Annotated in this window: 23 protein-coding genes; 11 read left to right on the forward strand and 12 right to left on the reverse strand. The window is 52.8% G+C overall.

Going from position 1 to position 24318, the window contains the following annotated elements:
• Nucleotides 1–108 precede the first annotated feature (108 nt).
• From fabI to pdeR, 4 genes are all read left to right on the forward strand, one after another.
• Nucleotides 109–897, forward strand: coding sequence for an enoyl-ACP reductase FabI (gene fabI / locus N2K86_RS11930; protein ID WP_126546018.1), 789 nt, complete (start codon nt 109–111; stop codon nt 895–897).
• A 156-nt stretch (nt 898–1053) separates the two neighbouring features.
• Nucleotides 1054–2040 carry a CMD domain-containing protein gene (locus tag N2K86_RS11935; RefSeq protein ID WP_260658749.1) on the forward strand — a complete coding sequence of 329 codons (987 nt, stop codon included), beginning with the start codon at nt 1054–1056 and terminating at the stop codon, nt 2038–2040.
• An 88-nt stretch (nt 2041–2128) separates the two neighbouring features.
• Entirely contained in the window at nt 2129–4063 is a 1935-nt protein-coding gene (locus N2K86_RS11940) for an exoribonuclease II (protein ID WP_260658750.1), read from the forward strand.
• 316 nt (nt 4064–4379) lie between these two features.
• Entirely contained in the window at nt 4380–6368 is a 1989-nt protein-coding gene (gene pdeR, locus N2K86_RS11945) for a cyclic di-GMP phosphodiesterase (protein WP_260658751.1), read from the forward strand.
• Here the strand turns inward: pdeR and N2K86_RS11950 are convergent.
• On the reverse strand, nt 6365–7234 hold the full coding sequence (locus tag N2K86_RS11950; RefSeq protein ID WP_260658752.1) for a crotonase/enoyl-CoA hydratase family protein: 870 nt from the start codon (nt 7232–7234) through the stop codon (nt 6365–6367). The two genes, pdeR and N2K86_RS11950, sit on opposite strands and share 4 nt — an antisense overlap.
• A 192-nt stretch (nt 7235–7426) precedes the next feature.
• On the opposite strand from N2K86_RS11950, the gene N2K86_RS11955 reads away from it, so the two are divergent.
• The 3 genes from N2K86_RS11955 to osmB all read left to right on the forward strand — a co-directional run bounded on the left by N2K86_RS11955 (nt 7427) and on the right by osmB (nt 8886).
• Nucleotides 7427–7609: a YciZ family protein gene (locus N2K86_RS11955; protein ID WP_010431733.1), complete on the forward strand. Its 183-nt coding sequence runs from the start codon at nt 7427–7429 to the stop codon at nt 7607–7609.
• A 42-nt stretch (nt 7610–7651) separates the two neighbouring features.
• Nucleotides 7652–8404 carry a DNA-binding transcriptional regulator YciT gene (gene yciT / locus N2K86_RS11960; protein WP_260658753.1) on the forward strand — a complete coding sequence of 251 codons (753 nt, stop codon included), beginning with the start codon at nt 7652–7654 and terminating at the stop codon, nt 8402–8404.
• A 263-nt stretch (nt 8405–8667) separates the two neighbouring features.
• On the forward strand, nt 8668–8886 hold the full coding sequence (gene osmB / locus N2K86_RS11965) for an osmotically-inducible lipoprotein OsmB (RefSeq protein ID WP_010431738.1): 219 nt from the start codon (nt 8668–8670) through the stop codon (nt 8884–8886).
• Nucleotides 8887–8988: 102 nt separating this feature from the next.
• On the opposite strand, the gene yciH is transcribed toward osmB, so the two are convergent.
• The 5 genes from yciH to pgpB form a co-directional block, all read right to left on the reverse strand.
• A complete protein-coding gene (gene yciH, locus N2K86_RS11970; RefSeq protein ID WP_260658754.1) occupies nt 8989–9315 on the reverse strand; it encodes a stress response translation initiation inhibitor YciH in 327 nt (108 codons plus the stop codon).
• Entirely contained in the window at nt 9315–10052 is a 738-nt protein-coding gene (gene pyrF / locus N2K86_RS11975) for an orotidine-5'-phosphate decarboxylase (RefSeq protein WP_260658755.1), read from the reverse strand. The genes yciH and pyrF overlap by 1 nt, the downstream gene beginning before the upstream one ends.
• A gap of 186 nt (nt 10053–10238) precedes the next feature.
• On the reverse strand, nt 10239–11408 hold the full coding sequence (gene lapB / locus N2K86_RS11980; protein ID WP_211445439.1) for a lipopolysaccharide assembly protein LapB: 1170 nt from the start codon (nt 11406–11408) through the stop codon (nt 10239–10241).
• A gap of 6 nt (nt 11409–11414) precedes the next feature.
• A complete protein-coding gene (locus N2K86_RS11985) occupies nt 11415–11723 on the reverse strand; it encodes a LapA family protein (protein ID WP_010431755.1) in 309 nt (102 codons plus the stop codon).
• 148 nt (nt 11724–11871) lie between these two features.
• Complete coding sequence (gene pgpB, locus N2K86_RS11990) at nt 11872–12639, reverse strand: phosphatidylglycerophosphatase B (RefSeq protein WP_100166145.1); 768 nt, start codon at nt 12637–12639, stop codon at nt 11872–11874.
• A 197-nt stretch (nt 12640–12836) separates the two neighbouring features.
• Between pgpB and ribA the strand changes: the two genes are divergently transcribed.
• The gene (ribA, locus tag N2K86_RS11995) at nt 12837–13427 is read left to right on the forward strand and encodes a GTP cyclohydrolase II (RefSeq protein WP_013096372.1); all 591 of its coding nucleotides are present in this window, start codon (nt 12837–12839) and stop codon (nt 13425–13427) included.
• A 36-nt stretch (nt 13428–13463) separates the two neighbouring features.
• Here the strand turns inward: ribA and acnA are convergent, their stop codons facing one another.
• The 5 genes from acnA to topA form a co-directional block, all read right to left on the reverse strand.
• The gene (gene acnA / locus N2K86_RS12000; RefSeq protein WP_260658756.1) at nt 13464–16139 is read right to left on the reverse strand and encodes an aconitate hydratase AcnA; all 2676 of its coding nucleotides are present in this window, start codon (nt 16137–16139) and stop codon (nt 13464–13466) included.
• Nucleotides 16140–16302: 163 nt separating this feature from the next.
• A complete protein-coding gene (gene ymiC / locus N2K86_RS12005; RefSeq protein WP_260661670.1) occupies nt 16303–16401 on the reverse strand; it encodes a small membrane protein YmiC in 99 nt (32 codons plus the stop codon).
• 311 nt (nt 16402–16712) lie between these two features.
• A complete protein-coding gene (locus tag N2K86_RS12010) occupies nt 16713–16853 on the reverse strand; it encodes a YmiA family putative membrane protein (protein WP_213327741.1) in 141 nt (46 codons plus the stop codon).
• Nucleotides 16854–17189: 336 nt separating this feature from the next.
• On the reverse strand, nt 17190–18164 hold the full coding sequence (cysB, locus tag N2K86_RS12015) for an HTH-type transcriptional regulator CysB (RefSeq protein ID WP_010431770.1): 975 nt from the start codon (nt 18162–18164) through the stop codon (nt 17190–17192).
• A 188-nt stretch (nt 18165–18352) separates the two neighbouring features.
• Complete coding sequence (topA, locus tag N2K86_RS12020) at nt 18353–20950, reverse strand: type I DNA topoisomerase (protein ID WP_100166143.1); 2598 nt, start codon at nt 20948–20950, stop codon at nt 18353–18355.
• Between the two features lie 399 nt (nt 20951–21349).
• On the opposite strand from topA, the gene N2K86_RS12025 reads away from it, so the two are divergent.
• Complete coding sequence (locus N2K86_RS12025; protein ID WP_010431772.1) at nt 21350–21601, forward strand: YciN family protein; 252 nt, start codon at nt 21350–21352, stop codon at nt 21599–21601.
• 34 nt (nt 21602–21635) lie between these two features.
• Here the strand turns inward: N2K86_RS12025 and sohB are convergent, their stop codons facing one another.
• Entirely contained in the window at nt 21636–22682 is a 1047-nt protein-coding gene (gene sohB / locus N2K86_RS12030; protein WP_260658757.1) for a protease SohB, read from the reverse strand.
• A gap of 252 nt (nt 22683–22934) precedes the next feature.
• On the opposite strand from sohB, the gene N2K86_RS12035 reads away from it, so the two are divergent.
• Together N2K86_RS12035 and cobO are read left to right on the forward strand one after the other, a co-directional pair.
• Nucleotides 22935–23696, forward strand: coding sequence for a YciK family oxidoreductase (locus N2K86_RS12035; protein ID WP_126546007.1), 762 nt, complete (start codon nt 22935–22937; stop codon nt 23694–23696).
• The gene (cobO, locus tag N2K86_RS12040; protein WP_260658758.1) at nt 23693–24283 is read left to right on the forward strand and encodes a cob(I)yrinic acid a,c-diamide adenosyltransferase; all 591 of its coding nucleotides are present in this window, start codon (nt 23693–23695) and stop codon (nt 24281–24283) included. The genes N2K86_RS12035 and cobO overlap by 4 nt, the downstream gene beginning before the upstream one ends.
• Nucleotides 24284–24318 lie beyond the last annotated feature (35 nt).

A 24318-nucleotide genomic window follows, 5' to 3' on the forward strand; every position in this document is an offset into this window, starting at 1 on the left:
TGGTCGGATTAACTAAGCACGCGACACGTGATATTATCGCCGCGTTTTAACGACGATTGCCCCGCTAAGATGGCGATCGCCACAACAATGAATATAAGGATTAAAGCTATGGGTTTTCTTTCCGGTAAGCGCATTCTGGTGACTGGCGTTGCCAGCAAACTGTCCATCGCATACGGCATCGCACAGGCAATGCATCGCGAAGGCGCTGAGCTGGCGTTCACCTACCAGAACGACAAGCTGAAAGGCCGTGTTGAAGAGTTTGCCGCGCAGCTGGGTTCCAGCATTGTTCTGGAATGTGACGTTGCACAAGACGAAAGCATCGATGGCATGTTTGCTGAACTGGCTAAAACGTGGGAGAAATTCGACGGTTTCGTTCACTCCATCGGCTTCGCTCCTGGCGATCAGCTGGACGGCGACTACGTGAACGCGGTTACCCGTGATGGCTTCAAAATCGCTCACGACATCAGCTCTTACAGCTTCGTGGCGATGGCGAAATCTTGCCGCAGCATGCTGAACCCGGGCGCTGCCCTGCTGACCCTGTCCTACCTGGGCGCAGAGCGTGCTATTCCTAACTACAACGTGATGGGTCTGGCTAAAGCCTCTCTGGAAGCCAACGTACGCTACATGGCGAATGCAATGGGTCCTGAAGGCGTGCGCGTTAACGCCATCTCTGCAGGTCCTATCCGCACCCTGGCCGCTTCCGGTATTAAAGATTTCCGTAAAATGCTGGCACACTGCGAAGCGGTTACCCCGATTCGTCGTACTGTTACCATTGAAGATGTGGGTAACTCTGCAGCCTTCCTGTGCTCTGACCTTTCTGCGGGTATCTCCGGCGAAGTGGTTCACGTTGACGGCGGTTTCAACATCGCTGCCATGAACGAGCTGGAAATCAAATAAGCGCGTGACTCTCTTCCCGTCAGGGAAGAGAGTTTCTCTCCCCCTGCGGTGCTCTTCGTTATTCCCTTCTGTTATTTGTTATCACCTAACAATATTTTTCCCCTCATCCGCCTTACGCCAGGATATTGATCGCCATTTTGAGATCAAGGAACGCCCATGGAACAACGCCGCTTTTCCGGCAAAGGCCACTGGTATCATGAAACCCAGTCCAACCACTCGCAAACGGATGTCCTGCCTTTGGTGCCCGAAGCCGCTAACGTCGACGATCGTTTTTTGCTCGATTTAGAACTCCCTGAAAAGATTGTCACCGCCTGCCATGGCTGGCTCGCTCCCGCCAGGGCCTTGTGCCACCTTCTGTTCCCGCTCAATATTGAGGTTAACCGACTACACACACTCAGCGCCTACGACAGACTCAGCACGGCGTTGACGGTCGCTCAGGCGTGTGGTGTTCAGCGACTCTGTAACCACTACGCTGCCCTGCTCGCCCCACTCCCTGGTCCTGACTCCTCACGCGAAAGCAACCGCCGTCTGGCACAAATCACGCAATATGCCCGCCAACTCGCCAGCTCACCAGACGTCATTGACCACAAAGCACAACTACAGCTCGATGAAGTGGGCCTGACAACCTATGACATTGTGCTGATCAACCAGATAATCGGCTTTATTGGCTTTCAGGCGCGCGTTGTGGCGGTGTTTCAGGCGTTACTGGGGCATCCTGTACGCTGGTTACCCGGACACCACATTCCGCCGCATTCCTTACCGCTGACTATTCGTGACTGGACCCCTGCACTGCCCGTCGTCGAACTGCGCTACGCGACCCCACTCCAGCTTGAGTCACTTTCACGCTGGCAAGCGGAGCCTGAACTTCAGGCGCTAACGCCGGTGCTGAGCCACGAACCTGCGCTGCTCAACCTGACGGGCGAGATTTTGATCAATCACCGTCAAAACGAGCCACATACGCACGGGGCGCTTAAGGCGGCAGTAGAGCTCCTGACCCGTTCACCGGATCGTTTTAGCGCGGCACAATTCACTCCGCTGACTGATGTTGGGATCCCCGATATCCGCGCCATCAATCTGCTTACTCAAAGCGCATTTACTGGCTGGCTCGACCGCCTGCGAATGGCGCTTGGCAAAGCGGAATAACCATACTCTTTACCCAAAGAGCGCTTGCTGAAGCAGTAAGATTCGCGTAAAACTGTCAGCCGCTCAATGGCTACGAAAATAGAACATTATGTTTCAGGACAACCCGCTGCTAGCGCAGCTTAAACAGCAACTGCATTCCCAGACGCCGCGTGCAGAAGGGGTCGTAAAAGCCACGGAAAAGGGCTTTGGCTTCCTTGAAGTTGACGGGCAAAAGAGCTATTTCATCCCGCCTCCGCAGATGAAAAAAGTGATGCACGGCGATCGCGTCACAGCGGTTATTCATACGGAAAAGGACCGCGAGTCCGCCGAGCCAGAAGAACTGATTGAACCGTTCCTGACTCGCTTCGTGGGTAAGGTACACAGAAAAGATGACCGTCTTTCCATCGTGCCTGACCATCCCCTGCTGAAAGATGCTATTCAGTGCCGTGCTGCGCGTGGCGTTGAGCATGATTTTAAAGAGGGTGACTGGGCCGTTGCTGAAATGCGCCGCCACCCTCTTAAAGGTGACCGTGGTTTCTATGCAGAGCTGACGCAATTTATCACCTTCGGTGACGACCACTTCGTCCCGTGGTGGGTAACGCTGGCGCGTCACAATCTTGAAAAAGAGGCGCCAGACGGCGTCGCGACAGAAATGCAGGACGAAGGTCTGTCACGCCGTGACCTGACCGGCCTGGACTTTGTCACCATCGACAGTGCCAGCACCGAAGACATGGACGATGCGCTGTTTGCAGAAGAGACTGCGGATGGCAAAGTCCATCTGACCGTCGCGATTGCCGATCCTACCGCCTGGATTGTCGAAGGCAGCAAACTGGACGATATGGCAAAAGTGCGTTCGTTCACCAACTACCTGCCGGGCTTCAATATCCCGATGCTGCCGCGTGAACTCTCTGACGATCTCTGCTCGCTGCGCCCGAATGAAGTGCGCCCGGTACTCGCCTGCCGCATGACTATCGCCGCCGACGGCACGATTGAAGACGATATCGAATTCTTTGCTGCGACCATCGAATCCAAATCCAAGCTGGCCTATGACGACGTGTCCGACTGGCTGGAAAACACGGGCTCCTGGCAACCTGAAAGCGACGCCATTGCCGCGCAAATTCGACTGCTGCATCGAGTGTGTCTGAACCGCAGTGAATGGCGTAAAACCCATGCGCTGGTCTTCAAGGATCGCCCGGACTACCGTTTCGTGTTGGGTGAAAAAGGCGAAGTGCTGGATATCGTTGCTGAACCACGCCGCATCGCAAACCGTATTGTTGAAGAAGCAATGATTTCGGCCAACATTTGTGCCGCCCGCGTATTACGCGACAAGTTAGGCTTCGGCATCTATAACGTGCACACCGGATTCGATCCGGCTAACACCGAGGCGCTGGCTGCCCTGCTGAAAACGCATGACGTGCATGTCGATCCTGAAGAAGTGCTGACGCTGCAAGGATTCTGTAAACTTCGTCGCGAACTGGATGCGCAACCATCCGGCTTCCTCGACAGCCGTATTCGCCGCTTCCAGTCCTTTGCCGAAATCAGCATTGAACCGGGCCCACATTTCGGCCTGGGGCTTGAAGCCTATGCGACCTGGACCTCTCCGATTCGTAAGTACGGCGACATGGTAAACCATCGCCTGCTGAAAGCGATTATCAAAGGGGAATCGGTCGCGCGTCCTCAGGATGATTCCACCGTGCAAATGGCCGAACGCCGCCGCCTGAACCGTATGGCTGAACGCGATGTCGGTGACTGGTTGTACGCGCGCTTCCTGAATGATAAAGCTGGAACGGATGCCCGCTTCCCGGCGGAAATCATTGATATCAGCCGCGGCGGTATGCGCGTACGTCTGGTGGACAACGGCGCCGTTGCTTTCATTCCAGCACCGTTCCTGCATGCTGTACGCGACGAACTGGTTTGTAGCCAGGAAAACGGAACCGTGCAAATCAAAGGCGAAACGGTTTACAAAGTCACGGACGTGATTGATGTGAATATCGCTGAAGTTCGCATGGAAACACGCAGCATTATTGCGCGCCCGGTCGCCTGATAAACTATTAAATTGTCGACCCTTCCTTCATGGTCGGGTCGACAAACTCCTCTCTCATCACAAACCACAAAATCACTGACTATTTTCAGCCTCCTCCCGACCAAAATAGCCATAATTATCTACATTAAAAGAATCTCTTCATATTCGGTTACGTGAATTTTTATACGCTGAGTATCCTTTTTTACCTGACTCGTTTTATTATAAGAAATCAGTGAAAAACAATAAGTTAACTTCGATTCTGCCGTGTATCACAACGGAAAAGTCGACAACAAATGAATGATTTGTGCGCTAATGAGCGGCTGCGGGAGAAAACAGGATGGACGATTTAGAGCAGAATTTGCTGTTTCGTTACATGGGAACTCACAGCCCCTGGTGGCGACTGACCGCTGACAGCAATGCTCTGTATCTCTCCACCAGTGAAAATGCCGATGTGACGCAAGTGATCGCGTTGAATGATGAACAGGCCGAGCTCATCCGCCAGTTAACCGTCATCACCTCCAGCATCTCGATGACCCTCTCTTTGTACGGTGAAGATGTTCCTGTCCATCTGGTCGGGCGCAAAATTACCCGTAACGAGTGGGCCGGTACAGCCTCTGCCTGGCACGATACCCCTTCCGTTGCGCGCGATCTGGCGCAGGGCCTCTCTTTTGCGGAACAGGTTGTCTCAGAAGCCAATTCAGTTATCGTTATCCTGGACCAGAATGGGAATATCCAGCGCTTTAATCGGCTGAGTGAAGAGTACACCGGGCTGAAAGAGCACGAGGTGATCGGGCAAAACGTCTTCAAACTGTTTATGACCCGCAGCGAAGCCGCTGCCTCAAGACGTAATATCGCCGGTTTTTTTCGTAACGGCAGTTCCTACGAAGTTGAACGCTGGGTCAAGACCCGCAAAGGGCAGCGATTGTTTCTGTTCAGAAACAAATTTGTTCACAGCGGCAGCGGTAAAAATGAAATTTATCTTATCTGTTCCGGTACAGATATTACGGAGGAGCGGCGTGCTCAGGAGCGCCTGCGCGTTCTGGCCAATACGGATACCATCACCGGACTACCAAACCGAAACGCGATCCACGAGCTGATTTCCGATGCCATCGACACCCGGGGAGACACTCAGGTCGGCGTGGTCTATCTTGACCTGGATAATTTTAAAAAGATTAACGATGCCTACGGGCACATGTTTGGCGACCAGCTATTGCAGGCCGTTGCCCTTGCCATTCTGAGTTGCCTGGATGAAGGTCAGGTGCTGGCGAGACTCGGTGGCGATGAGTTTATTGTGATGGCAACCGATACCTCGCAAGGTTCACTGGAAGCCATGGCATCGCGTATTTTGAGCCGGTTACGGCAACCCTTCCGTATCGGTTTAATTGAAATTTACACCGGCTGCTCTCTGGGTATCGCCCTTGCCCCGCAGCATGGTAACGACCGCGAGAGCGTCATTCGCAACGCGGATACCGCCATGTATACCGCGAAAGAGAACGGGCGAGGCAAGTTCTGCGTTTTCTCTCCAGAGATGAACCAGCGCGTGTTCGAGTATCTTTGGCTGGATACCAACCTGCGCAAAGCGCTGGATAACGACCAGCTCTTGATCCACTATCAGCCGAAAATGACCTGGCGCGGTGAAGTCAGAAGCCTGGAAGCACTGGTGCGCTGGCAGTCGCCAGAGCGCGGACTTATTCCTCCGCTGGAATTTATCTCTTACGCTGAGGAGTCCGGCTTGATTGTGCCGCTCGGTCGCTGGGTTATGCTGGACGTAGTGCGTCAGGTGGCTAAATGGCGCGATAAAGGCATTAACCTGCGGGTGGCGGTCAACGTATCAGCGCGTCAACTGGCCGACCAGACAATATTCAGCGATCTGAAACAGGCGCTGAAGGATCTGAATTTTGAATATTGCCCTATCGATGTTGAACTGACCGAGAGTTGTCTCATCGAAAATGAAGAGCTGGCCCTTTCGGTCATCCAGCAGTTCAGCCAGCTTGGGGCGCAAATTCATCTGGACGATTTCGGCACAGGCTACTCATCCCTGTCACAACTGGCGCGTTTTCCTATCGATGCCATCAAGCTCGATCAGTCGTTTGTGCGGGATATCCATAAACAATCCATTTCGCAGTCTTTGGTCCGTGCGATTGTGGCCGTTGCTCAGGCACTGAACTTGCAGGTCATTGCGGAAGGTGTGGAGAGTGCAAAAGAAGACGCCTTTCTGACCAAGAACGGCGTCAACGAACGGCAAGGTTTTCTTTTTGCTAAGCCGATGCCCGCTGCCGTTTTCGAGCGATGGCTAAAGCGCTATCAGTCACGAAAGATGCGTTAACTGGCCTGGCGTAACCCCGCCGCCTGATGGCGGTTTTGCAGCATTACCAGACGTTCCATATAAGCGATATCTTTCGGTTCAAGGCAAAACGCGGCATCGACCCAGTCTTCCGTAATATCCATCAGTTCACTACGTGGCAGTTGCAAAACGCGGGTACGGGCGCGCAACATTGCCCTTACACCGTTCAGTTTCGGCTGCAGCGTGTCGATAAATGTTCGGACGGTGACGTAGCTTTGTCCGGGTTCAAACAGCACATCCACCAATCCGTGCTGTTCGTACCACTCAGCCGTATGGGATTCCCCTTTGTAAATGAGCTCCTCTGCCAGCTTCATGCCTGAGCGGCGTGCAACGAGCGAATAGCCCCCCATCCCGGGGAAAAGATTAAAAGCGATCTCCGGGAACCCTAACCGGGCATCGCGCTGAGCCAGGAGAAAATGGTGCGCCAGCGCAGCCTCGAAACCGCCTCCCAAGGCGCTCCCTTCAACCATCGCCAGCGTAATTGCCCCTGTATCAAAACCCCGTGATGCGGCGTGTACGCAATCAACACAGGCACGCGCATATGCACGTAATGCTTCCCGGCGACCGTTTTGAATGCAGTCTACGAAAAACTGCAGGTCCCCACCGGCGTTATACATATCGGGTACCAGCGATCCAGTAACCCAAAAATCGGCCACAAAACCGGACTGGCGAACCAGCCAGGAAAGATTCATGATCTCCTCTATTAATGCGTGGTTGAAGCAAGGGCGCGGTTGCGAACGCAACATCATCCAGACAGTGCGACGATCCGCCTCATAATAGCCCGCCAGCTGAGTGAAACGTTCAGTATCGGTAAACAGTGTGCAGGTTGCTTGATTGATAACGGTCATAGTCTAATTCCTCTTAAAAAAAACGCCTTGCGCGCAGTTTTAGACTAATCCACTCATTAACCCCGCTGCATGAGTGGGAATAAATTTATCACTTTCATTTATGTAATTTAGTTATTGCATTTTTTCCCTTCTCTTTTGTTCCCATTTTCTGCATCATTGAAAATATTAACTTTTCGCTCCTGGGGTGAGATTATGTCTGACATTGATGCACTGGCTGTGGCACGACGTATTGATACGGTGCTGGATATCCTGGTAGCGGGTGATTATCACTCTGCGATCCGTAATCTTGAGATCCTGAAATCAGAGTTACTGGCTCACAAAGATTCCGATTCCGCGCCAGAAAGCGCTCAGCCAAAAGCCCCGTGGGAAGTTTGACTCCACCGTTTCCGACCTCGTTTTGCTTTTTAAATGGATGCTATGAATTCCCGACAACAAATCATTTTGCAGATGGTCATCGATCAGGGGCGCGTAAGCGTGGTCGATCTCGCTAAAACGACCGGCGTTTCTGAAGTCACAATCCGTCAGGATCTTAATCTTCTGGAAAAACAGAGCTACCTGCGTCGTGCGCATGGTTATGCCGTCCCACTGGACAGTGAAGACGTTGAAACCCGCATGATGAACAATTATGCCCTCAAGCGAGAACTGGCAGAATTTGCTGCGTCCTTAGTGAACAATGGTGAAACGGTCTTTATTGAGAATGGCAGCAGTAACGCCCTTCTCGCACGCACCCTGGCCGATCAAAAAGACGTCACCATTATCACCGTCAGCAGCTATATTGCGCACCTGCTGAAGGAGACGCGCTGTGAGGTCATTCTGCTGGGCGGTATTTATCAGAAGAAAAGTGAAAGCATGGTGGGTCCACTCACTCGCCAGTATGTCCAGCAGGTCCATTTCAGCAAAGCGTTCATTGGTATTGATGGCTGGCAACCAGACACCGGTTTCACCGGCCGGGATATGATGCGTTCTGACGTGGTTAATGCTGTGCTGGAAAAAGAGTGTGAAGCAATTGTCCTAACCGACAGTTCTAAATTCGGTTCCGTCCATCCGTATATGATGGGCCCGATAAACCGATTTAGCCGCGTGATCACCGATGAACGGCTGAGTGATGAACATCGCCAGCAGCTTGAGCATGTCGGCCTGACTGTCGATATTGTGAGAAACCCTGCCTGACTCTCCTCTGCGCCTGAATTACGGGCGCAAACCCTTCCCTCTCTCTGAGATGATTCCGAAGCCTGCTTTAAGAGTTTTTACCTGTTTAACCTGGGCTAAAGGGGTAAAATTATTATTAGCGATATAACAGGAAGTGACTATCACTTGCGTGATTACGTAACACCTGCGCGACTAGCTTTCACGGAAACAGAATTTAAGTATGACTATTGTCTATACTTAAAGGGCACTTCTTTCCGTGAATCGATAATTCAGGAGAAAGTATTATGACCTTTACCAGCAAAAAAATCGCTGCCGCTGTTCTGGCAATTACAGTAGCTATGTCCCTGAGCGCCTGCTCTAACTGGTCTAAACGTGACCGTAACACCGCGATTGGTGCGGGTGCCGGTGCTCTTGGTGGTGCGGTATTAACGGATGGTAGTACGCTGGGTACATTAGGTGGTGCTGCTGTCGGCGGTATTATCGGTCACCAGGTGGGCAAATAATCACCAAAACGGCTCTCACCGGTCTAATAATATATTCAGTATTTTTCAGGTCTGACTTACACACGTATAAAGAGCCACGGTTAACCCCGTGGCTCTTTTAATTTAGCCGCCCGCCAGTTTAACTTTCATTCCTTTTGCTTCGAGCAGCGTTTTAATTAAATCGCGTTTGTCGCCCTGAATTTCGATCACGCCATCTTTCACGGCACCGCCGCAACCACATTTCTTTTTTAATTCTGCGGCCAGTTTAGCCAGCTCCGCATCATCCAGCTCGATCCCGGTAATCAGGCACACGCCCTTGCCCTTTCGACCGCTGGTCTGACGCTGGATGCGCACGATACCATCACCTTTAGGACGTTCAGCTTTCTCTTTTGGCTCATCGATACGCCCGGTCCCGGTGGAGTAGACCAGGCGGCTGTTGGAATCGCTCATCAGGCCCCCTTTTTCAATGACGCGTTGATCGCTTTAAGCGTCTGTGCCGGATCCGCAGATTGCGTAACGGGACGGCCGATCACCATATAATCCACACCTGCCGCTAACGCTTGCTCTGGCGTCATAATACGGCGCTGATCGCCAACCTCACTGCCAGCAGGACGGATACCCGGCGTGATAAGCTTAAATTGCTGGCCCAGTTCGGATTTGAAGCGCACCGCCTCCTGGGCTGAACAGACGACCCCGTCGAGACCGCAGTTTTGCGTCAGACGAGCCAGACGTTCTGCTTGTTCGGCAGGTGACAACGTCACGCCAAGATCGCGCAGGTCAGATTCATCCATGCTGGTCAGCACGGTGACCGCAATCAGGAGCGGCGCATCTTTGCCGAAGGGTACCAGCGCCTCGCGTGCGGCGGTCATCATACGCGCCCCGCCCGAAGCATGGACGTTGACCATCCACACGCCAAGCTCGGCAGCAGCAGCGACGGCATGCGCAGTGGTATTAGGAATATCATGGAATTTCAGGTCCAGGAAAACGTCAAACCCACGCTGCTGAAGATCGCGAACAATTTGCGGACCAAACAGCGTAAACATCTCTTTGCCAACTTTCAGACGGCAATCTCGCGGATCGATACCATCGATAAAGGCCAGCGCGGTGTCGCGGTTATTGTAATCAAGCGCAACAACAACAGGAGAATCAGTAATTACGCGGGAAGCGGAGGAAGTAACAGACGTCATAACCAGCCCTTTTCGTCTATGGGCGCGCAGCGGCGCGGAACAGATAAACGGCCTGCATTCTACCTGCCAGCGGTGGAAATTGACAGAATCGATTTCCTTACCTGCCTGACCGAAAAATCGCACGGTGCTAACTCAGTGACAAAAACCCAACAGTATGTTGTAACTAAAAAAGGGCGTTTTAAAAAATTACTGCCCGTCAAGACCACGGATCGGCTTGATGGTTGACCAGGCCCGGCACGACGGACAGTGCCAGTACAGCGTATAGGCGGTAAAACCGCACTTCTGGCAGCGGTAGCGCGGCTTACTGCGTACCTGCTCGCCGACCATATCGCGCAGCACCATCAGGCTCTCTTTAGCACGCCCTTCTTCCGCGTCGTTCAGGTGGTAGTCCATCAGTTTATGGAATACCCGCATCGTCGGGTGGCGCTGCAGTTGACGCGTAATATATACCTGCGCCGTATCGCTGCCCTCGTGTTGCTCAACGATGTCGGAAAGCATCAGTTCAGCCGTCGCACCGGTGTTTTCTTCAACGCAGCGGCGCAGGAAAGCAACCCATTCATCCTGCTTACCTAATTGCTGGTAGCAGGTTTGCAGCATCTCCAGCGTCTCACTCACCAGTTCTTTATCCTGGTCGATGACTCGCAGCAGGCTTTCTACCGCTTTGGCAAACTCGCTGTTTGCCATAAACACGCGCCCCATCATGATTGAAATACGCGCACTGTTTCGGTCCGCTGCGGCACCTTTTTTCAGCAACGTCATGGCCTTATCCATGTCATCGCTGCCCATTTGCTGAAGCGCCAGTTCGCAGTAGAAGTGAGCAATTTCTACGCGTTGCTTATCTTTGCCAAGCTTCACCAGACGTTCAGCTGTATCTATGGCTTTTTGCCAGTCGCTGGTCGCCTGGTAAATCTGCAGTAACTGCTGGAGCGCGCTGATACGGAAGTCGGTCTCATCAACCAGTTGGGTGAACATATCTTCGGCACGGTCGTACAGCCCCGCCGCCATGTAATCACGTCCCAGCTGTTGAACGGCCAGCAAACGTTGATCGTAGGTTAACGACGCGCTTTCCATCAACGTCTGGTGAATACGAATAGCGCGATCAACCTCGCCACGCGAGCGGAACAGGTTGCCCAGGGTGAGATGCGCTTCTACGGTGCCCGTATCCTCTTTCAACATATCAAGGAACAGATCAACCGCCTTATCCTGTTGATTGCTCAGGAGGAAGTTCACCCCCGCAACATAGTCGCGGGAGAGTCGGTTAGCTTCATCCTGTTTTGTTTGTTGCGCACTTCTGCGGCCCATATACCAGCCATAGGCTGCGGCTACAGGCAAAAGCAGAAACAACAACTCCAGCATATTCGATTATTCCTTGGCTACCGGCACACCAGAACTCTCCGGAATGTCAGTCGCGGGCGCAATTTGATGTTCAAGGCGTTTAATTTTACGTTCTGCGCGAACAAGCGAAACACGAACTTTAAGCCAGAAGAGACCACACACCAGCCATCCGATGATAAAACCGGCGGCAAACAGGACCGCGAGCAGGCTCGATACACGGTACTCGCCCTGTGCAAGCAGATAGTTAAAGGTCACCTGCTGATCGTTTTGCGCACCTAAGGTGACGGAAATAACAAAAATCGCCAACACCAGTAAAAAAATGAGTAAATATTTCACATGACTTCCCGTTATGTGGTTCAAGCGAATAAAGTCTGTTCAACTCACCGCAATCAGCCTTATAAACTACCATTTTAGTGACGGGCGCGAAACGGAAAAAGTTGTGCGCCCGTCATGGATTTATGGGCAAAATACTGAAAATCAACCTTCAGACACCGCTTTGCTCACGCTCGGCGATTTCTTCCTTCTCTTCCGGTGGCGGCGTCAGCGGTCCACAGAATCGTTCGGCAAGCCAGGTGGCTAACGTTACCAGCAGCCAGGAAATCAGCGTGGCCACCACTAAATCACGCGGCCAGTGCATTCCCAGCAGTAAACGGCTCCCCATCACACCGGTTGCCCAGACTAACAGAATCGCAATAGTGACCGTCCGGCGTCGCGGCCACAATAGCCCGACGCCGAGTAACGCCCAGCTTGCGGCAAACATCGTGTGCCCGGAAGGAAACGCGAAACCGGTCTCTTTTTGCCAGTGTTTACGCAAAAATGCAGGAATATCCTGTTGTTCTGCAAGCTGCTCTTTTACCAGCGCACCGCGATCTTTACGTTTTAAAGTGTAGAACTCATCCACCGGCACATGGTGCGTTTTTTCCATCCAGATGACGAAAGGACGCGGTTCCTGTACACGATCTTTAACCCAGGATTTTACGCCCTGCCCCACCAGAATGGCCCCGCCGAGAATAGCAAATAAGACCAGTGCTGCGCGCAGACGAAAACGCAGGCACCACAGGAACCAGGCGCAGAGGAGAACATGTGTGATGATCCCCCACGGCTGAGTCACCGTTTCCGTTATCCAGTATAACGTTTTCAGCCACATGGCGTTTTGGCCCGGCTGCCACATCCAGCCGGAGCACCATACGACCAAAGGCATCACAAGTAGCACGGCCGCACCCGCTGCCGTTCGTCTGGCGATTGAAAGCATGTCTTCTCCTTTTACGCTAAGCACCACAATCATAACTGAAATTCATCCATGTGGTGGATATGTCGGATCGTGCGTTTAACGTGCGTATAGCATGGTGGTGATTAGGCGAACGTGAGGAGCTTGTGGCAAAATGAACAGATAGAGAAAGCCAAACAGGCAGACGGCACGAAACGTGTCAGCCGATTCTGGAGAATCACATGCAGCTTAAACGTGTGGCAGAAGCCAAACTGCCAACCCCATGGGGCGATTTCCTGATGGTGGGTTTTGAAGAACTGGCAACCGGACAGGATCACGTCGCGCTGGTCTATGGCGACATTTCAGGGCAGACGCCGGTGTTGTCCCGCGTCCATTCAGAGTGTCTGACCGGCGATGCGCTGTTCAGCTTGCGCTGTGACTGCGGTTTCCAGCTCGAAGCCGCCCTCTCGCACATAGCGGAAGAAGGCCGCGGCGTTCTGCTGTATCACCGTCAGGAGGGTCGTAATATTGGCCTGCTGAATAAAATCCGCGCTTATGCACTACAGGACCAGGGTTACGACACGGTAGAAGCCAACCACCAGCTGGGCTTTGCCGCTGACGAACGCGATTTCACGCTGTGTGCAGATATGTTCAAGCTGCTGGGGGTGGACGAAGTGCGTCTGTTGACCAATAACCCTAAAAAGGTCGAAATCCTGACCGAGGCGGGGATCAATATCGTCGAACGCGTGCCGCTGATTGTCGGACGTAACCCGAAAAACGCGCACTATCTCGACACTAAAGCCGCGAAGATGGGCCATCTGCTGAGCGAGTGATCATGAAAGCCCGGCTCTACAGCCGGGCGTTTTCCATCAATCCAGCATCTTACGAATCACATAGTGCAAAATGCCGTCGTTCTGGTAATAGGTCAGCTCTGTTGCCGTATCGATGCGGCAACGGCATTCCAGCACCTCAACAGTCCCATCTGCCCGCGTTAGCTTCACCGGAACCGTTTTACCCGGCTGCAGGTTTTGCAGACCGCTAATGTCAATCTGCTCCTCCCCGCTCAGGCCCAGCGTTTTACGGGTGACGCCCTGTGGAAATTCGAGAGGCAGGATCCCCATCCCGATCAGATTCGAGCGGTGAATACGTTCGAACGATTCAGCGATGACCACGCGAACCCCGAGCAGGCGCGGACCTTTCGCCGCCCAGTCGCGGCTTGAGCCAGAGCCGTACTCTTTCCCGGCAATGACCGCCAGCGGCGTACCTTCCTGCTGGTATTTGACGGCCGCATCATAAATGGAAATGACCTCTGTATCCGGCAGGTGGCGCGTCATGCCGCCTTCCACGCCGGGCACCATTTCATTACGAATACGAATGTTGGCAAACGTCCCGCGCATCATCACTTCATGGTTACCCCGGCGTGAGCCATAGGAGTTAAAGTCGCGGCGTTCTACACCCCGGCTTTGCAGATAGCGTCCAGCCGGGCTGTCGGCCTTGATGCTGCCTGCCGGTGAGATGTGGTCGGTGGTGACAGAATCCCCGAGCATCGCGAGAATGCGCGCGCCGTGGATATCCTTAAGCGGCGCAGGCTCTGCCAGCATGTCATCGAAGAATGGCGACAGTCGGATATAGGTTGAATCATCCTGCCAGCCATAGGTATCCGAGCCGACGATGTTGATGGCTTTCCATTCCGGCGTGCCTTCAAACACCTCCGCATACTCTTTGCGGAACATTTCGGTCGACACTTTTTCTACCGCACGCGCAATTTCTCGCGACGACGGCCAAATATCTTTCAGATAAACCGGCTCATTCCTGCGATCGTGACCAATCGGGTCGGTAACCAGGTTGATGTTCATATTCCCGGCAAGGGCGTAAGCCACGACCAGCGGCGGTGATGCCAGCCAGTTGGTTTTGACCAGCGGATGAATACGGCCTTCAAAGTTTCGGTTGCCTGAAAGCACTGCGCCAACGGTCAAATCGCCCTGCTTGATCGCCATTTCAATCGGTTCCGGTAGCGGCCCGGAGTTACCGATACAGGTGGTACAGCCATAGCCAACCAGGTTAAACCCGAGTTCATCCAGATACGGGGTCAACCTGGCCTGCGCAAGATAATCGGAAACCACTTTGGAGCCCGGCGCGAGAGAGGCTTTCACCCATGGCTGAGGCTTAAGGCCCAACTCCACCGCTTTTTTCGCCAGCAGCCCGGCGGCCATTAGCACGCTTGGATTGGAGGTGTTGGTGCAGGACGTAATTGCAGCAATGACCACAGCACCATCAGGGAGCTGAAACTGATGTCCGTTCATGACATAGTCGACCGGACGGTGATCTTTTTGTGCCGTATTCACTTCCAGCTCATTGCTGGCCGCGAATGCCTTTGGCACATCGTTTAGGGCAACGCGATCCTGGGGCCGTTTTGGCCCGGCCAAACTCGCTTCAACCGCCCCCATGTCCAGCGCCAGCGTGCTGGTAAAGACCGGTTCATCCCCGGGATTGCGCCACATGCCCTGCGCTTTGGTGTAGGCCTCGACCAGCGCCACCTGTTCTTCGCTGCGTCCACTCAGACGCATATATTCCAGCGTAACATTATCGATCGGGAAAAAGCCGCAGGTTGCGCCATATTCCGGCGCCATATTGGCGATGGTGGCGCGATCCGCCAGCGGCAATGAATCAAGTCCGTCGCCGTAGAATTCAACAAACTTACCAACCACGCCATGCTTACGCAGCATCTGGGTAACCGTCAGCACCAGATCCGTGGCGGTAATCCCTTCTGAGAGCTTCCCTGTCAGTTTGAAACCGACGACATCAGGAATGAGCATGGAGACAGGTTGACCAAGCATCGCCGCTTCCGCTTCGATGCCGCCGACACCCCAGCCCAAAACGCCCAGGCCGTTGATCATGGTGGTATGGGAATCCGTACCGACCAGCGTATCCGGGTAAGCGACCCATTCCTTATCCTGTAATTCGCTCCAGACGGCTTTGCCAAGATATTCGAGGTTCACCTGGTGACAGATACCGGTGCCCGGTGGAACAACGCTGAAGCGGCTGAAAGCCTGCTGTCCCCACTTCAGGAAAACGTAGCGTTCATGATTACGTTCCATCTCCAGACGCACGTTCTCACCAAACGCATCATCATCGCCAAAATGGTCAACGGTCACCGAGTGGTCAATAACGAGATCGACGGGGGAAAGTGGGTTCACTTTTGCCGTATCGCCCCCCAGACGTTTTACCGCTTCACGCATGGCGGCTAAATCAACTACGGCAGGTACGCCGGTGAAATCCTGCATCAGGACCCTTGCCGGGCGATAGGCTATTTCTCTGTCAGCATGGGCGTCCTTGAGCCATCCTGCCAGAGCGTGAATATCCTCAGCGGTGACAGAATCTTCATCCTGCCAGCGCAGAAGGTTTTCCAGTAAAACTTTCAACGACTTGGGTAACCGCGAAATGTCCCCAAGCGTGTTGGCTGCCAGCGGCAAGCTATAGTAGTGCCAGGTTTTATTTTTTGCCTGCAACGTATCCTTACTGGCTTCGCGTAGGGTTAACGACATAAGCTCCTCCTTAATCACAGGGAAACCCTGACAATCATCAGGGCCGTAATTAAAGATAACACAAAGATGTCGTAACGTTTTGATAACAACCCAAATTGATAAATCCAGGAAGGTTCTGGTGAAGCATAAAAACAAAAACCTCGCCGCAGCGAGGTTTTAGCATTTAGTGGGTAGCCAGCCAGATAAGCTGACACCAGAAGAGAATCGACACGGAAAAAACGCCGATCCATGACCAGTATTTGAGAGTTGTCATGTTATTCATCATAGGGACACCAGGCTTTAATTATTAAAGATTCCGAGGTCAGCCCTCAGGTCTATATTGCTGATGTGTATTTATTAAAGAGTACAAAAGCGCAGAGTCATTATTCAGACTATTTGCATCATTACGCAAAAAACTAAATTATTGTTTTTTGGGTTCGTCTTCCGCGAACACATCAATAAATGCTTGCTGCTGTGCTGTCAGTTTCCAGGACGCAGGTACGGTAGTCGCGGGTGCTTTGCGAGCTTTGTGCCCGTTGTCACGGTGTTGACACACTGGTTTTAGCGTTTCTGAACGTACCGTCACTGCCATATTCAACCCCAATATTTCCAGGCCAGGAGAGCAACCACCACCCAAAACAGGGTAGAGACGAGAAAGACCGCCAGCCAGGCTTTACGCTTGAGCGCAGGATCCCTTTGCGGTTCTTCACTTCCTGAAGGCATTGCTAACCTCATACAATCGACATCGCTTATCATTTAGGACCAAACAATTGGTACAATTAATCATCCGATGAGATAAATCCTAAAGAAACTTTAGCCGAAAAGCCAGTGAATTTACGTATCTATTCCCGCGAATATTCAATCTTTTGACAAGAAATAAATAATTGAAAAGAAATATTTGCGAAGGCGTAAAATACTTTCTACTTTTGTCGCCAATTCGCGACATTAAAACCATACAATCTCAATGGATACTGACATTATATGGCACTAAAGTGCAGATGATGATAATTCTGATTTAGGTTTGAGAGGTTATTTCGGTATCTCTCCGCAGGGGAAAGATACCGGGAGTGATTATTTGGCAGGAAGTTTGATGTCTTTAAACATCTCTTCAATATCTTCGTTCGAGCGCAATGCAACGGCGGTATCAACCACGTCGCGGGTTAAATGCGGAGCGAAGCGTTGAATAAAATCATACATATAGCTACGCAGGAAAGTACTACGGCGGAAGCCAATCTTGGTCGTGCTATGGCTGAAAACATCATGCGCATCAAGGCGTACCAAATCCGGGTCGGAAACCGGGTCAACCGCCATGCTGGCAATCACCCCTACCCCCAGCCCAAGCCGCACATAGGTTTTAATCACATCGGCGTCGGTTGCGGTAAAGACGATACGCGGCGTTAAGCCCGCGCGGTTAAATGCCGTATCAAGCTCAGAACGCCCGGTAAAACCGAACGTGTATGTCACAAGCGGATATTGCGCCAGTTCTTCAATCGTCACCGAACCTTTACCCGCCAGCGGGTGGTCGGGCGTCACGACAATAGAGCGGTTCCAGTGGTAGCACGGCAACATCACCAGATCGTCATAAAGATGAAGCGCTTCCGTCGCGATGGCAAAGTCCGCATTGCCCTTGGAAACCGCTTCAGCAATTTGCGTCGGAGAGCCCTGGTGCATATGCAAAGAGACGCGGGGATAACGCTCGATAAAACCTTTTATGACGCCTGGCAGCGCATAACGCGCCTGCGTGTGGGTGGTCGCGATGTAGAGCGAGCCTTTGTCTGGCCAGGTATGCTCCCCCGCCACGGATTTAATCGCATCGACTTTGGAAAGCACTTCCCGGGCAATCCGAATAATTTCCTGCCCGGCTGGCGTCACCTGAGTGAGGTGCTTACCGCTACGGGCAAAGATCTGGATGCCTAACTCATCCTCCAGCATGCGAACCTGTTTGCTGATGCCGGGCTGCGAGGTATAAAGCCCCTCAGCGGTAGAAGAGACATTAAGGTTGTGATTCACCACCTCAACAATATAACGAAGCTGCTGTAATTTCATGCCAGACCATCCGATTTAGCGCACGCGGGTCAATCGCTTAAGACGATTTGATAATAAGAAAAGGGTTAACTATAACCACTATATCATTTATAGCCTGACTGTATAGTACGTAACAAAAAATAATAACAACGTAATAAAAAAGGGCCGGAAGTCCGGCCCTTTCACAGGTAAATTACGGTAAGTGAAGATTATTTCTTGCCTTCAACCCACTTGCCGTCAACAAAGAACGCCGACCAGCCGGTCGCTTTACCCTCTTTCTCCGCAGCCACATACTGCTGCTTCGTTTTACGGCTAAAACGCACAACGGTCTTGTTGCCTTCTGGATCCTGCTGTGGCGCATCGGCCAGATAACGCAGTTTTTCCGGCAGGCGATCGCGGAAGCGATGCAGTTCTTCCACCAGCGGCGCACGCGTTTCACGTGATTTCGGGAAGGTGTTGGCCGCCAGGAACACACCGGCAGCACCGTCACGCAGCACGAAGTACGCGTCTGACTTTTCACACGGCAGCTCTGGCAGCGGAACCGGATCTTCCTTCGGAGGAGCCACTTCACCGTTACGCAGAATTTTACGCGTGTTTTTACAGTCGTCATTGGTGCACGCCATGTACTTACCGAAGCGCCCCATTTTCAGGTGCATTTCAGAACCGCACTTCTCGCACTCAACGATCGGGCCGTCATAGCCCTTAATGCGGAACTCACCTTCTTCGATCTCATATCCGTCGCATGTCGGGTTATTACCGCAGACGTGCAGTTTGCGTTTAGGATCGATCAGGTAGCTGTCCATCGCCGTGCCGCATTTCTGACAGCGGCGCTTGGCGCGCAGGGCGTTGGTTTCTGCATCATCACCTTCCAGCACGTTGAGCACTTCGTTCTCAGGCACCAGGTTGATAGTGGTTTTGCAGCGCTCTTTCGGTGACAGCGCGTAACCGGAGCAGCCCAGGAATACGCCCGTGGTTGCGGTGCGGATCCCCATCTTGCGCCCACAGGTTGGACAGTCAATGCTGGTCAGGACCATCTGGTTAGGCAGCATGCCACCCTCTTCAGGGTCTTTCTCGGCTTTCTCAAGCTGGTCGGTAAAGTCGCTGAAGAAGCTGTCGAGAACCTTCTTCCACTCCGCCTTGTGGCTGGCAACCTCGTCGAGGCTGTCTTCCATCTGCGCGGTGAAGTCGTAGTTCATCAACTCGCGGAAGTTAGCTTCCAGACGGTCGGTGACAATCTCACCCATTTTTTCAGCGTAGAAGCGACGGTTTTCAACACGGACGTAGCCACGATCCTGAATGGTCGAAATGATCGACGCATAGGTCGACGGACGACCGATCCCGCGTTTTTCCAGCTCTTTGACCAGTGAGGCCTCACTGAAGCGTGCAGGCGGCTTGGTGAAGTGCTGTGCCGGAACCAGATCGACAAGCGACAACTCGTCACCTTTATTAACCGCAGGCAGCGTTCTGTCTTCATCGCCTTTACGCAGCGCAGGCATCACTTTGGTCCAGCCATCGAAGCGAAGAATACGACCGCGTGCCTTCAGGCGGAAATCACCCGCGCCGACGGTCAGCGTTGTGGAGTCGTACTTCGCAGGCGTCATCTGACAGGCGACAAACTGGCGCCAGATCAGCTGATACAGCTTCTGCGCATCCGCTTCCATATCTTTTAACGATTCCGCGAGGACAGAGACGTCAGAAGGACGAATTGCTTCGTGCGCTTCCTGGGAATTCTCTTTGCTGGCGTACTGATTCGCACTTTCCGGCAGGTATTTTTTGCCGAAATTGTCACTGATATAGCCGCGAACCATATTAACAGCGTCCTGGCTCAGATTGGTGGAGTCAGTACGCATGTAAGTGATGTAACCCGCTTCATACAAGCGCTGCGCCATCATCATGGTTTTCTTCACGCCGTAACCCAGGCGCGTGCTCGCCGCCTGCTGCAGCGTTGAGGTGATAAACGGCGCGCCAGGCTTGCTGCTGGTCGGTTTATCTTCGCGATCCAGCACCTGATAACGTGCTTTTTCCAGCAGCGCCACCGCAGCCATAGTCTGGTCACGGTTTTCAGGACGGAAAGGTTTGTCGTTGTGATGACTTACCTGTAGCGGCAGGGCATCGCCACCGGGTGTGGTGACATTGGCGTCCACTTCCCAGAACTCTTCTGGAACGAAGGCTTTAATTTCGCGTTCGCGCTCGACGACAAGACGTACGGCTACGGACTGCACTCGACCGGCGGACAGACCACGCGCAACCTTTTTCCATAGCAGTGGCGAAACCATGTAGCCCACGACACGGTCCATAAAGCGACGTGCCTGCTGCGCGTTTACACGGTCAATGTTCAGTTCGCCCGGCTTCTCAAACGCCTGACGAATCGCATTCTTTGTAATTTCGTTAAACACGACACGGCTGTAGCGTTTGTCATCACCCCCGATCACTTCCCGCAGGTGCCAGGCAATGGCTTCCCCTTCGCGGTCAAGGTCGGTTGCGAGATAGATGTGGTCTGCTTTTTCAGCAAGCTGTTTCAGCTCGTTAACGACTTTTTCTTTACCTGGCAGCACTTCATATTGTGCATCCCAGTTATGCCATGGGTTAACACCCATACGGTTGACAAGCGCGCTACGTTCATCCTTTTTAGGCTTTTTAGCCCCTTTGGTGGAGGTAGAGTCTGCGCTCTTTTTGCTGGCTGAGCCACTGGTCGGCAAATCGCGGATATGACCGACGCTGGACTTAACCACGTAGTCATTACCCAGATACTTATTGATCGTTTTGGCTTTTGCCGGGGACTCAACGATGACGAGAGCTTTACCCATATTCACCTTTACCTAATTTAATTCTTCCAGGAATACGCCGCACGTTGATTTCCCTTCCGCTGACGACGAGCCATTGATATTGCGACTGCGCCAGGGGATATCAACCCCTTTGTCTTACCGGACGTCAGAAAGATAACATCCAGGCCATTGACTTATCGGGTATTTTTCTCGCACTTAATATAATTCGTGACGAATTCCCGGTCGAATGTCAAGCAATTCTGTTGCCAGAATGACGAAAGCGCACACTGTACCTGATAAAATTCGTTACGCAACTTTATTAGCATGCAAAAGCAAATCATGCCAGCCAGCCCCCTTCGCCTTACCCTCTCAGATTACAGGGAAAATTTGCCCCCAACGCGCCCCGGGCGTAAACTACTGTCATTGTTTAAGGAGTGGATTATGCACAGTACGACCCAACCTATTGACCGAGCGTCTCTGCTTATTGAAGCAAATAAACTCATTCGCGATCATGAAGACACGCTGGCGGGCATTGAAGCGACTGGCGTGGAACAGCGTAACGGCGTGCTTGTTTTCAGCGGTGAATATTTCCTTGATGAACAGGGTTTACCCACCCCGAAAAGCACCGCGGTATTCAACATGTTTAAATACCTGGCGCACACGCTCTCAGAGAAATATCACCTGATCGATTAATGCAAAACGCGAGGCAATGGCCTCGCGTTTTTGTTTACAGCAGCGGTTTTTGACCGCGCTGTAGCCAACGTAGCAGCAAGCGATCTGCACTTTCTGCGGCACTATTGGTAAAGCGGTCCAGCAGACGCTTGCGTTGACTGAAGCGCACGCCGACCAGTTCGCGCCCTTCCATCAGGTTCAGGAGCAGATCGTCACTGGTCCCTACCTCGTCCACCAGCCCTTTCTCCTGGGCCTGCGTGCCGTACCAGTGTTCGCCCGTTGCGACCTGCTCGATATCAAGCGAAGGGCGCATACGGTGCACATAATCTTTAAACAAGTGGTGTGTTTCATTCAGATCTTCGCGGAATTTTTGACGCCCTTCTTCCGTGTTCTCTCCCAGCAGCGTCAGGGTGCGTTTATACTGCCCCGCGGTGTGAAGTTCGATATCAATCTCTTTATTTTTCAGGAAGCGGTTGAAGTTCGGGATCTGCGCAACCACGCCGATTGAGCCAATGATAGAAAACGGCGCCGCGACAATTTTGTCCGCCACGCAGGCCATCATATATCCCCCGCTCGCGGCCACTTTATCCACGGCTACGGTCAGCGGGATCTGTTTTTCACGCAGGCGCTGCAGCTGCGAAGCAGCCAGTCCGTAACCGTGGACCACACCACCAGGACTCTCAAGACGGACCACCACCTGATCCTGCGGTTTCGCTACCGCTAATACCGCCGTCACTTCTTCGCGCAGGGAGGAGACTTCATGCGCATCCATGCTGCCTTTAAAATCGAGCACATAAACGCGAGGTTTTGCCTCATCCTGCGGCGCGGCGAGCTTCGCTTTTGCCTTAGCCGTTTTTGCTTCCTGTTTATGCTTTTTCTTCTGGGCTTTAACCCACAGCTTTTGTTGATAGCTATCAAGCAGTGCCAGAGACATCTCTTCCTGCATCTCTTTATACTGCTCGCTCAGGCGGGTGATGCGTAATTCCCCACGCTGACGCTTGCGCTGCGTCAGATTCACAATCAGAACGGCGATCGCCGCAATGGCAATCACCACCGTCGCGATTTTGGCCAAAAACAACCCATATTGAGAAAGTAATTCCACGCGTTCCACCTTGATTTAACCATGATTCTTGCACGCCAGTGTACATCAGCCCTGGGCATGCGTCTCGCTCATGACATTACCTCTGCGAGCCGCCTTCCGGAATCCCCCGATTCTGGTTTAAATATTTGCAAATTATTAATTTCACAGCAATGCGTCCTGTAGACTGATTGAATTCTCATCTTATTTCGGGCATAAAGCCGAAAAGTCATGAAAGAAGGCGCCATCAAGCTCCAGTGCGCCAGAGGAGTCACCGTGCATTATCAACCGCAAAAAAATCTGCTCCAGAACCGGATCATACTTGTCACAGGTGCCAGCGACGGGATTGGTCGTGAAGCCGCCCTCACATATGCTGAATATGGCGCCAGCGTCATCCTGACGGGTCGTAACGAAGAAAAACTCCGGGGTGTCGCTCAGGAGATTGAATCTGCTGGGGGCATCGCTGCTTCCTGGTACACCCTCGATTTACTTACCTGCACGCCCGCGAGCTGTCAGGAACTTGCCCAGCGCATCAGCACTCATTATCCCCGTCTGGACGGCGTGTTGCATAACGCTGGCTTACTGGGCGAAGTACGCCCGATGGATGAACAAGATCCTGAAATTTGGCAGCAAGTAATGCAGGTAAACATCAATGGAACCTTTTTCCTCACCCAGGCATTGCTTCCTTTATTGCTCAATTCTGAGTCCGGTTCGCTGGTCTTCACCTCTTCCAGCGTAGGCCGTGAGGGACGCGCCAACTGGGGAGCTTATGCCGTCTCGAAATTTGCGACCGAAGGCATGATGCAGGTGCTGGCGGAGGAGTATCAAAACCGGCATCTGCGCGTTAACTGCATTAACCCTGGCGGAACGCGGACAAAAATGCGCGCCAGCGCTTTCCCGACGGAAGATCCACAAAAGCTGAAAACACCGGCAGACATTATGCCGCTCTATCTCTGGCTGATGGGCGATGACAGTCGCCGTAAAACCGGGATGACTTTTGATGCCCAACCCAACCGCAAGCCGGGGATTTCGCAATGAGTGATGAACGCCATCAGCAGCGCCAGCAGCGTCTGAAAGAACAGGTTGATGCACGCGTTGCCGCAGCCCAGGACGAGCGTGGGATCCTCATCGTCTTTACCGGCAACGGTAAAGGGAAAACCACCGCCGCGTTTGGCACGGCGACACGCGCCGTCGGACACGGACAGAAAGTGGGCGTGATCCAGTTTATCAAAGGCGAATGGCCCAATGGCGAGCGCAATTTACTTGAGCCTCAGGGCGTTGAATTTCAGGTGATGGCCACCGGATTTACCTGGGACACGCAGAACCGGGAAACCGATACAGCCGCCTGCCTCGCCGTCTGGGAGCATGCAAAGCGAATGCTGGCCGATCCCTCTCTCAATATGGTTCTGCTGGATGAGATAACCTACATGGTCGCCTACGACTATCTGCCGCTGGACGCTCTGCTGGACGCACTGAAGAATCGCCCTGCGCACCAGACGGTTATCGTCACAGGACGCGGGTGTCATCGGGATATTATTGAGCTGGCAGATACCGTCAGCGAGCTGCGTCCGGTCAAGCATGCGTTTGATGCAGGTATCAAAGCGCAAATTGGGATTGATTACTAAAGAAAAAAGCCCGGTGCGTTCACCGGGCTTTTAGA

Origin of the sequence: Enterobacter mori, assembly GCF_025244905.1 — a bacterium.
GTDB classification, from domain to species: Bacteria; Pseudomonadota; Gammaproteobacteria; order Enterobacterales; family Enterobacteriaceae; genus Enterobacter; species Enterobacter mori_A.

What these genes read in the sequence shown, in the direction of transcription:
- fabI (WP_126546018.1), top strand. Translation starts at nt 109, where the DNA reads ATGGGTTTTCTTTCCGGTAAGCGCATTCTGGTGACTGGCGTTGCCAGC.
- N2K86_RS11935 (WP_260658749.1), top strand. Translation starts at nt 1,054, where the DNA reads ATGGAACAACGCCGCTTTTCCGGCAAAGGCCACTGGTATCATGAAACC.
- N2K86_RS11940 (WP_260658750.1), top strand. Translation starts at nt 2,129, where the DNA reads ATGTTTCAGGACAACCCGCTGCTAGCGCAGCTTAAACAGCAACTGCAT.
- pdeR (WP_260658751.1), top strand. Translation starts at nt 4,380, where the DNA reads ATGGACGATTTAGAGCAGAATTTGCTGTTTCGTTACATGGGAACTCAC.
- N2K86_RS11950 (WP_260658752.1), bottom strand. Translation starts at nt 7,234, where the DNA reads ATGACCGTTATCAATCAAGCAACCTGCACACTGTTTACCGATACTGAA.
- N2K86_RS11955 (WP_010431733.1), top strand. Translation starts at nt 7,427, where the DNA reads ATGTCTGACATTGATGCACTGGCTGTGGCACGACGTATTGATACGGTG.
- yciT (WP_260658753.1), top strand. Translation starts at nt 7,652, where the DNA reads ATGAATTCCCGACAACAAATCATTTTGCAGATGGTCATCGATCAGGGG.
- osmB (WP_010431738.1), top strand. Translation starts at nt 8,668, where the DNA reads ATGACCTTTACCAGCAAAAAAATCGCTGCCGCTGTTCTGGCAATTACA.
- yciH (WP_260658754.1), bottom strand. Translation starts at nt 9,315, where the DNA reads ATGAGCGATTCCAACAGCCGCCTGGTCTACTCCACCGGGACCGGGCGT.
- pyrF (WP_260658755.1), bottom strand. Translation starts at nt 10,052, where the DNA reads ATGACGTCTGTTACTTCCTCCGCTTCCCGCGTAATTACTGATTCTCCT.
- lapB (WP_211445439.1), bottom strand. Translation starts at nt 11,408, where the DNA reads ATGCTGGAGTTGTTGTTTCTGCTTTTGCCTGTAGCCGCAGCCTATGGC.
- pgpB (WP_100166145.1), bottom strand. Translation starts at nt 12,639, where the DNA reads ATGCTTTCAATCGCCAGACGAACGGCAGCGGGTGCGGCCGTGCTACTT.
- ribA (WP_013096372.1), top strand. Translation starts at nt 12,837, where the DNA reads ATGCAGCTTAAACGTGTGGCAGAAGCCAAACTGCCAACCCCATGGGGC.
- acnA (WP_260658756.1), bottom strand. Translation starts at nt 16,139, where the DNA reads ATGTCGTTAACCCTACGCGAAGCCAGTAAGGATACGTTGCAGGCAAAA.
- ymiC (WP_260661670.1), bottom strand. Translation starts at nt 16,401, where the DNA reads ATGAATAACATGACAACTCTCAAATACTGGTCATGGATCGGCGTTTTT.
- N2K86_RS12010 (WP_213327741.1), bottom strand. Translation starts at nt 16,853, where the DNA reads ATGAGGTTAGCAATGCCTTCAGGAAGTGAAGAACCGCAAAGGGATCCT.
- cysB (WP_010431770.1), bottom strand. Translation starts at nt 18,164, where the DNA reads ATGAAATTACAGCAGCTTCGTTATATTGTTGAGGTGGTGAATCACAAC.
- topA (WP_100166143.1), bottom strand. Translation starts at nt 20,950, where the DNA reads ATGGGTAAAGCTCTCGTCATCGTTGAGTCCCCGGCAAAAGCCAAAACG.
- N2K86_RS12025 (WP_010431772.1), top strand. Translation starts at nt 21,350, where the DNA reads ATGCACAGTACGACCCAACCTATTGACCGAGCGTCTCTGCTTATTGAA.
- cobO (WP_260658758.1), top strand. Translation starts at nt 23,693, where the DNA reads ATGAGTGATGAACGCCATCAGCAGCGCCAGCAGCGTCTGAAAGAACAG.